We start from the raw sequence: 8,827 nt of genomic DNA, 5'->3' as shown, positions 1-8,827 counted from the left end.
GATATGAACAGCCTTTGTATACGAAAGAACCTCCTTTTGGGGCTCCTGATGTTTGCGGACCTGATGCTGATGGCTCAGGATGTGCAGCCAAGGGTTTACGCGCCGGCACCTTCAGGGGTAAATGTTCTTACGCTGGGGTATGCCTATTCTACCGGGGCCATGCTTTTCGACAAGACCATCCCCATAGAAAATGTTCAGGCGGATATCAACAGTTTTAACGCTGCATACTCCAGATCTACAGCCCTGTTTGGTAAAGCAGGCCGGTTCGATGTAGCGGTGCCATTAGTATCGGGCCGTTGGGAGGGGCAGGTGCTGGAAGAGATGGAGCAGACCTCCCGTTTTGGCATGGGCGACCCGTCGCTGAGGTTTGCATATTTTATCAGCGGGGCCCCTGCCTTGTCCCCCGAGGAGTTTGCAGGATTCCGGCCAAAGACCATTGTGGGCATTACCATGCGGATGACCCTGCCCCTGGGGCAATATGACCCTGAAAAACTCATTAACCTGGGCTCCAACCGTTGGGTATTCAGCCCGCAAGTTGGGGTGTGGCATGTGGCTGGCGGTTTTACCCTGGAAGCCTATGCCGGCGTCTGGTTTTTTATGGACAACACAGCATTTCTTGGGGATCAGGTACGTTCCCAGGAGCCGCTTTATACCTTTCAACTGCATGCTTCTTATGAATTTAGGGGAGGTGTTTGGATCGCTGCTTCCACCCGCCAGAGCCTCGGCGGGGTGGTTACCGTGGACGATGGGGACCGGCTCGATCCCGAAAGCAACAACCGGGTGGGCCTTGCCCTTTCCATACCCGTAGGACGAAGATATTTTATCAAACTGCTGGGTACGACCGGGGTCACCGCCTCCGTGGGCAATGACTACGATACTGTGGGGCTTGTCTGGCAGGTGGTGTTTTAGTTTTCTATCGTTGGGCTTCAGAGGTATCCTCTTCAAAATCAAAGACAACGCCTTTTGAAAAAGGACTTTTTGAATTCTTGCTGTCGATATGTTTTGTCCCTTTAATCAAAAGGTTGGGTTAAAGAAGAAAATAGACCTAATTTCGTAAGGCATGGAATATCTCAGACAAATCGGACAGTTTAATGCCCCCTATGTATTTTGGTCATCCGTGGTCCTTTTTGCGGTTATCTTCGTGCGCTATCTGATCTTCTCCGGGGTGTACCATCATTTCTTCCACAATTGGCTGGGGGATAAATTCCGGCATCGCTTTCTGAGTGTTTCAAAATTGGGAAATGCACAAATTAAAAAGGAGGTATACAGATCTGCGATTAGTGCTGCCATCTTCACAGTCCTGGGTATGGGGATGATCATTTTATGGCAGCGGGGACATACGGCCATTTATACGAGTTTTGACGACTATCCTCTGTGGTATTCTGTAGTGAGCGTAGTACTCGTACTGGTTATACAGGACACCTTTTACTACTGGCTCCATCGCTGGATGCACCTGCCCAGGGTGTACAGGTGGGTGCACAGGGCACATCATATGAGTTTACAAACTTCGGCCTATACCTCATTTTCCTTTCATCCCCTGGAATCTTTATTGCAGGCCCTTGTTATCCCGGTTTTGGTCCTGTGGTTGCCTTTGCATATTGGTGTTATCCTGGGGATCCTGTTGTTTATGACACTTTCGGCGACCATCAGCCACGGGGGTGTGGAGATATTTTCCGCTAAATGGGCCCGGCACCCGATGGCGAGATGGCTGATCGGGGCGGCACACCACGACGACCATCATAAAAAGTTTAACTATAACTACGGGCTTTATTTTACCTTCTGGGATGTCTGGATGGGTACCGAGACGCCGGACTTTAAAGAGCGTTTTGAGAAATTGACTGCAAAAAAGAAGACTGTCTGAATAGGGGCAGATTCCGGATGATCAAAGCGTATAAATAAACCGGAAGGTCAGAAAACGGGGCTGTATAAAGGTTTCAGACACAAAAACCGACAAATTGTTGGCGCTGTTGCGCACCTGGGAATCGATGTCGAGGATATTGGTGGCCCGCACTTCAAACTCCCACTTGGAATCCCTGTCCTTCCGGTATGACAGCGAGGCATCCCAGTTTTGGAAAGATTGGGAATCCCCATTGCCGAGGTCCTGGTTGGTATAGGTATAATTGCTCCGGAAGGTAACCGATTTCCAGATATAGGCATCGACTTCCACCGACGGGGCATTGGTGACAAACTTCGTTTCCCCGCCCCCCTGGTTATTATTGGTGACGCTGTACCGGTATCGGAAGGTAAAATTCGGTGCTACTTTATAATTCGTCCGGATACCCGGGGTATAGGTTTGGGTGAACCCTTCGTTCAGAGAGCGCTGCCCTTCAATAAACTGGTTGATTTTGGTGTAGTTAAAACTGGCCCTGAGGCTGGCCTGAATTTTACCAAAGGTGCGTTGAACCCTTCCAAAAACTGAAACCGTCTCATCGGCAAAATTGGAGTTAAAAAAGGTGCTGGTTCGAATCACATTGTCAAAATTCGTCAGACTCCGGATCTGATCAATATTGTTGGTGTAAGCGGCCCGGGCGAATACGTTGGTATAGTTAAACAGGTTAAAACTGTTGTAGAGCAGGCTTACATTATGGGAGAGGGCATTTTGCAGCTCGGCTTCCCCGAATTGAATGCTGTTAAAATTATTGAGTACAAGTCCTTCGGCCAGGCGGGTGACATCCGTAAACTGGTTTCGCATATTGTACCGCAGGGTGAGGGATTCACTTTTCTTAAGTTGGATCAGGGTTTCAAATTCCGGGAGGAGCCTGAAGAAATTGTCCTCGAAGGTTTCCCCGAACTGAATGTTCCGGTTGCCATAGGCATGAACCGAAAGCCCCGGGGTAATGGTGAATTTACCGGCTTTAAAACGATACCGGGCACCCAAATAAAAATCGCTGAAATTGTACTCTGTATCGTTCTCGGCCCGTCCCTCGTTTATGGTAGGGGTCGGATCGAATTCGGAGCCGTCATCGAGGAATTGGAAAATTCGCGAATCGAATTGTTGCCTGCTCAGGATGACCCCAAAGGTAAGGTTCAGGTTGCTTTTGGTGGTCAGTATGTTGTAATAGTCCAGTTTGGCATCTAACTGGTTGGATTTAATACGGCGATCCTGTCCGAGGTCATAAGCAGTTTGGGTGGTGTCCAGTCCGAGTTCCCGAGCCGTATTGTCAAAGGCATCCGAGCTGTCGTCCGGATCATTTTCCAGTACCGCATTGTAAAAAGGGTCCTCGTTTCTGAGCAGATGCTGGGCTTCAAAAGCGAAGATATGGTCCTCATTAAGGGTGTAGTAGTAATTCAGGTTCTGATTGATGCTGTATGGGGTGACTTCGTCGAATTGTGTGGTGGTCCCAATGACAGAGGAAAAGGCATCCTGGTTTTGGCGGTCATCTGAAACCCGGGCCAAGACATCATAATCCAGCTGGTTGTTAAAATTGGGTTGGAATGAGGCGCTCAGCTTAAGCAAGGCCTGGTTGGAGCGCTCCCGGCTGGATTGTTCTGTAGCTTCATCGGGAATCCCCAGACTTGGATCGGTATATCGTATAAAACTCGTTTCCCGGGAAAGGACGCGGCTGCTGTTGTAGATCAGGAATCCGCTCAGGTCCAGCGCCTGGGTAGGGGAGTAGCTGAAATTCCCCGTAGCCAGTTTGTTTTCAATTTCAAGGGCGTTAGCCTCGTTGGTCAGGAAATTCAGGCCGTTATCCCCGAGGTTAAGACTCGTCCCGCTGTCGCGACTCGGGGCGCGGAAGCCCCCGCCGAAGTTTCGGATGTCCCGGCGGGTAAGGGCTACTTCCCCGGTATTGTTAAGATCCCCGATAAAGTTCAGGCTGTATTTAGGGCTGTAGTAAAATAACTTCGGCTGTAATATGTAGAGCTCGTTATCCGGCGAGGCTCCGGCCCCTGCAGTAATATCCCCAAACCAAAAGTTCTCTTTTCCTTCCCTTAATTTTATATTCAAAGCTACGTTGTCCGAGTTGTTGGTCACACTTCGGAGCTGGCCAACCTCGGAATAGTTGCGCAGCACCTGGATTTTGTCTACGGCTTTGGAAGGGATGTTCTGGGTGGCGAGTTTGGTGTCGCCATCAAAAAAGTCCTTCCCGTTGACCATCAATTTATTGACGACTTTCCCCTCTACCTCAATCTGTCCGTCTTCATTGATCTCAACCCCCGGGAGGTTTTCAAGGACGTCTTCCAGTTTCCGTTCCGTTCCTGTGTTAAACGAATCGGCATTGTAGACCAGGGTATCTCCTTTCATGGTCACCGGCATGGTGTAGACGAGTTCCACTTCATCTAAAGCATTTTCTGAAACCAGGGTGTAGGTTTTTTCAAGATTGATTTCTCCTGTGGTCAGCACCTCCTTAAAAGTGGTCATTCCCACATAGCTGATCTGAATTTCAAAAGTTTCGTTCTTGCCCAGTTCTAATTTGAAAACACCCTGTTCGTCAGTAATGCCATAGGATGCCATCCCTTTGGTTTCCTGGTTTATAGCGATTACATTAGCCAGTTCCAGGGGAGTTCCCAGAGTGTCCTTTACCACTCCTTCAAACCGGATCTGGCCGTAGGTAGCCCCGGCTGCCAGCAGCAGCGCCAAACATAAAATGTTCTTCATAAGAGTATCCCGCTTGGAAAGTAGTAAGATGTGGTTCAAGACCCTGGGTTATCGGCTCCTTCTGCGTCCGCGGTTGTCGCGCATTTCCTGCATTTTGTCAGCCACGGTAACCTGGTATTCCGCTTTGGTGATGACTTTTCCTTTCTCAGGGGCCTCAATTTTGAGTTTCACCTCGGGGTTCATGACAATCTTGGAACAGAGCATGGTGGTGTTGCCGGCACTAACCTCAAGGATAAGGCCGGGGAGTCCCCAATATTCAGCCGGACCATGGGCTACCGGAATTTGAGGGGTGTACCAGGCTTCAATTTCCGTCATCTCTACTGCGGGTTCTGCAGGTGGTTCAGCGTCACCACCCTCGGCAGTTTCCGTAGTGTTTTGCCGAAGTCTGGACCAGGAAAAATCAAACCAGGTGAGCTCGTTGGTGGGCACGCTTGCCGTGGCTTTAAAGCACATATACTGGCCTATTTGTTTGGATTCGGAACCCATCTCCCATTTGATGGCCTGCAATTCGTCTTTCACCAGAAACAATTTTCCATAAAACTCCTGGCTTTGGACCAACTGGTTCCCTTTGACATTTTTATACTGCTCCCCCCGGGCAAAGTTTTTTCCCCAGGAATCTGTCGCCCCGGACATCGCATCGAGTTTTTCTTCTTCTTTAAAAACAGAGGCCTCTTTATTGAAATGCAGGATATAGGTCTTTTCGAGCCGATTCTGCAAACGGGCGTAAACCTGTTTTTTCTGGGCCTCGCTCATCCGGGCACCCCAACTTCCCAATTCCATGGTGGCTTTCGAAAAATACACCGCCTGTCCCTGAAAATCCTGGGCGTGGACGGAAATGAAGGAAAAGAGCAATAACGTAGTAAGGACGAAAGTGTAATAACGCAGGTTCATCATGGAAGGTTTTGTTTATTGTTTAACAAATATATGTATATAGTTAAACAAAATAATAAGGTTTACAACAATATTAACATTAAGAAGGGGGTATTACCTCACATTGAGCCCTTGAAGGACCGGAAATGTTTAAGGTTTGGGTACCGCAGTATATTAGAATTCCTATTCTGGAATCCTACGCTGTAATGAACTTGAGGAGTTTTTTCCTCAAGGGTATGGTATCCTGTTTTAAAGACTCTGATTCGAAAGGAGAGCACCTTATTTCCATTTCCCGGAAGTAAGAAGGGAAACACCCATGGTCTCTTCTCCTAAAAGTATTTGTATTTTTAAAAACCATAATCTTAGTTCCCGACCCGTGAGAATTGCACTTATTCTACTTTTTATCCTGTTTGGAAGGCTCTACGGCCAGGATTTGCCACCTATCCGCAATTTTACCCCCGCGGATTACGGGGCGGAAAACCAGAATTGGGCTATTTCCCAGGGGCGCGATAAACTTATCTACATATCCAATAATAAGGGCCTGCTCGTATTCAACGGGTCGTCCTGGTCCCTGAATCCTTCCCCCAACAAAACCATTATGCGATCGGTAAAGGCTATCGGAGACCGTATTTATGGTGGTTTCTATATGGATTTTGGATATTGGGAGCGGGATGCCTTTGGGGAGCTCGGCTATACATCCCTAACCAGAAGGCTGGGTATCGATATGGTACCTGATGAAGAGTTTTGGACAATTTTGGAAATCGAGGGTTACATCGTCTTCCAGTCACAGGATCGCATCTATGTATATAACCCTGTAGATGACAACGTCGCCCTGATAGAGGCCCAGACCTCAATCCCTAAAATATTTGAAGTGGACGGGGTTCTCTATTTTCAAAGGCTGGATCATGGGCTCTTCAAGTTAGAAAATGGTTCCGAAGTTTTGGTGAGCAACCATCCGAAACTTTTGGGTGAAGAGGTTATTGGCCTTTTTGGACCCCCGCAGGATTTACTCGTATTGATGAGCGACAGCGGATTTTTCAGACTCCGATCCGAAGGCCTGTTCCCCTGGGACATACCTGCTAATCCCACCTTTCTTAATTCCCGGGCCTACAGCGCCCTGCAGTTGAAGCAGGGGGGGTACGTTATTGGCACCATTTCAAACGGGGTGTTTCACCTGGATCCAGAAGGAAATTTGATTGGGCATTATGATCAGCTTAATGGACTGGGTAACAATACCGTCCTGGCCCTTTTTGAGGACCGGGATGGGAATATTTGGCTAGGGCTTGACAACGGGGTGAGCTATATCAACCCCGAATCGCCGTTTACCCTGTTCGTCGATAAGAAGGGTGTTGTGGGTAGTGTATATGCCGCCCGGTCTTATAATGGATTTCTCTATTTAGGATCCAACCAGGGACTCTTTTGTAAACCTCTCGGCAAGACCGGAGAATTTGAACTCGTTGAAGGAACCAAAGGCCAGGTGTGGTCTTTGGACGAGATCGACGGTACACTATTTTGCGCACATCATACAGGTACATTCGTGATAGAGGGAACACGGGCAGTGCGGATCGATGCAGCCTCGGGTACCTGGAAAGTGGCGCAATTATCGGAAAACCCTAAGCGTCTTATACAGGGAAAATATGATGGGTTGAGCCTCCTTGAAAAGGAAGGCCGGTCGTGGAAAGTCAGGAATAAAATCGACGGATTTAATCATTCGGCCCGTTTTGTGGAGGTATTTAACGAGATTCTTTTTGTGAATCACGAATACAAGGGGGTTTTTAAGGTGATCACGGACCCCGGGTACAACAAGGCAATAGAAGTTACGGTGGACACTACATTGATCGGTTATGATTCGGGAATACTGAAATTCGAAAATGAACTGCTCTATACCTATGCGGGAGGAATATTCCGGTACGACCCCAAAGCTGACCGATTTGTAAAGGATACTACATTAAGGGAGATCTACGAGAAGGAGGAGAATCTATCGGGGCGGGTGCATCTGGAAGAATCTGGTGAGAGCCTTTGGCTTTTCGGGGATTCAAACATCTATTCGGTCAGTTCCGGAAATTTACTGGGAAATCCCAAAATCCAGGTGATCCCACTTGCTGAAAAGGAGCGAAACGGTATTGTGGGTTATGAAAGCCTGGGGGAACTTCCTGCGGCGGGAAACTATCTGATTGGGACACGTTCAGGGTATATGGTTATGGACCTGAACCACTATACCCCAAGGGAGTTTAATATTACCCTTGCCGGTGTGCGGTGCGTAGGGAGGGAGTTGGAATCCGGTTCGGATTCCCGTGCTGAAATCGCAAAAAACGGTAATTTTTCACATAAGGAAAACAATTTTGATTTTTCTTTTTTCTCCGCGGAATACTTTCCTTTTCGTCAACCGATGTTCCAATACCGTCTGGAAGGGTTTTATCCGAAGTGGAGCCCCTGGTCCGAAAGCCCGCTTGCTTCCTTCAGGAATCTACCACCTGGAAACTATACGTTCCAGGTTCGGTCCCGAATTGGAGATCAACTCTCCAGCAATACGGCGGAGTATTCATTTGTGATTGTCAGGCCGTGGTACCAAACACGCTTAATGTGGGTCATTTACGCCCTGATGCTCGGACTTGCCGGATGGCTCATCCATATTCAGTACCGCAGTTATTACCGCAATAAGCAGAAGAGGCTCCTGGAACGAAACCAAAGAGAGCTGGACCTGGCCCGCGAGCGCAATGAAAAGGAAATCGTCAAAATCAAAAATGAACAGCTCCGTAAAGATTTCAAGGAGAAAAGCAACGAGCTTGCAGCCTCTACCATGAGTATCATAAAAAAGAACGAAATCCTGAACCGGATTCGCAAACAGATTACGGATCGATTCGAACAAACCGAGTCCATACAGTCCATTATTCAGGTTATAGATGAAAGCCTGAACCAGGAAGACGATTGGGAACTTTTTAAAGAGGCCTTCACCCATTCGGACCGGGAGTTCCTGAATACCCTGAAAATAGCGCATCCTGAATTATCCCCGAATGATATCCGCCTATGTGCATATTTGCGCCTGAACCTCACTTCCAAGGAAATTGCGCCCCTCTTCAATATTTCGCCCCGTAGCGTAGAGATCAAACGATATCGTTTGCGTAAAAAAATGGGGCTGGAACGCGATAAGAACCTTGTAAACTACCTCCTGACGCTCTGATAGGCACTACATAAGAGCCAATAAAACTCAACATTACCTATACATATGCGCCTAATTTCTGATTTCCCTTCTGCGGGAATTGAGATGGAGAAGGGCTTTAAACCATTGATTTTATTGTGATATAAAAAAATTAATACGATTAAATTGCGATGTATGTTTTTTGTATAGGGTTTTAT

The 8,827-nt window shown here is 47.8% G+C and carries 5 protein-coding genes; 3 read left to right on the top strand and 2 right to left on the bottom strand.

Annotated elements, in window-relative coordinates; translation table 11 throughout:
- Nucleotides 1–909 (top strand): transporter (locus WBV75_RS00185; RefSeq protein ID WP_424118649.1); only part of this gene is annotated, 909 nt, incomplete at its 5' end.
- A gap of 151 nt (nt 910–1,060) precedes the next feature.
- A complete protein-coding gene (locus WBV75_RS00180; RefSeq protein WP_424118648.1) occupies nt 1,061–1,861 on the top strand; it encodes a sterol desaturase family protein in 801 nt (266 codons plus the stop codon).
- 21 nt (nt 1,862–1,882) lie between these two features.
- Here the strand turns inward: WBV75_RS00180 and WBV75_RS00175 are convergent, their stop codons facing one another.
- Nucleotides 1,883–4,600, bottom strand: a complete 2,718-nt coding sequence (locus tag WBV75_RS00175; RefSeq protein ID WP_424118647.1) for a carboxypeptidase-like regulatory domain-containing protein — start codon at nt 4,598–4,600, stop codon at nt 1,883–1,885.
- A 48-nt stretch (nt 4,601–4,648) separates the two neighbouring features.
- Nucleotides 4,649–5,494, bottom strand: a complete 846-nt coding sequence (locus WBV75_RS00170) for a GLPGLI family protein (RefSeq protein ID WP_424118646.1) — start codon at nt 5,492–5,494, stop codon at nt 4,649–4,651.
- Nucleotides 5,495–5,846: 352 nt separating this feature from the next.
- Between WBV75_RS00170 and WBV75_RS00165 the strand changes: the two genes are divergently transcribed.
- The gene (locus WBV75_RS00165) at nt 5,847–8,651 is read left to right on the top strand and encodes a triple tyrosine motif-containing protein (RefSeq protein ID WP_424118645.1); all 2,805 of its coding nucleotides are present in this window, start codon (nt 5,847–5,849) and stop codon (nt 8,649–8,651) included.
- The last annotated feature ends 176 nt before the right edge of the window (nt 8,652–8,827 follow it).

This window comes from Robiginitalea sp. (assembly GCF_049588695.1).
Lineage (GTDB): Bacteria > Bacteroidota > Bacteroidia > Flavobacteriales > Flavobacteriaceae > Robiginitalea.
The sequence above is the reverse complement of the archived record's forward strand: the minus strand, read 5'-3'. Positions and strand labels throughout refer to the sequence as shown.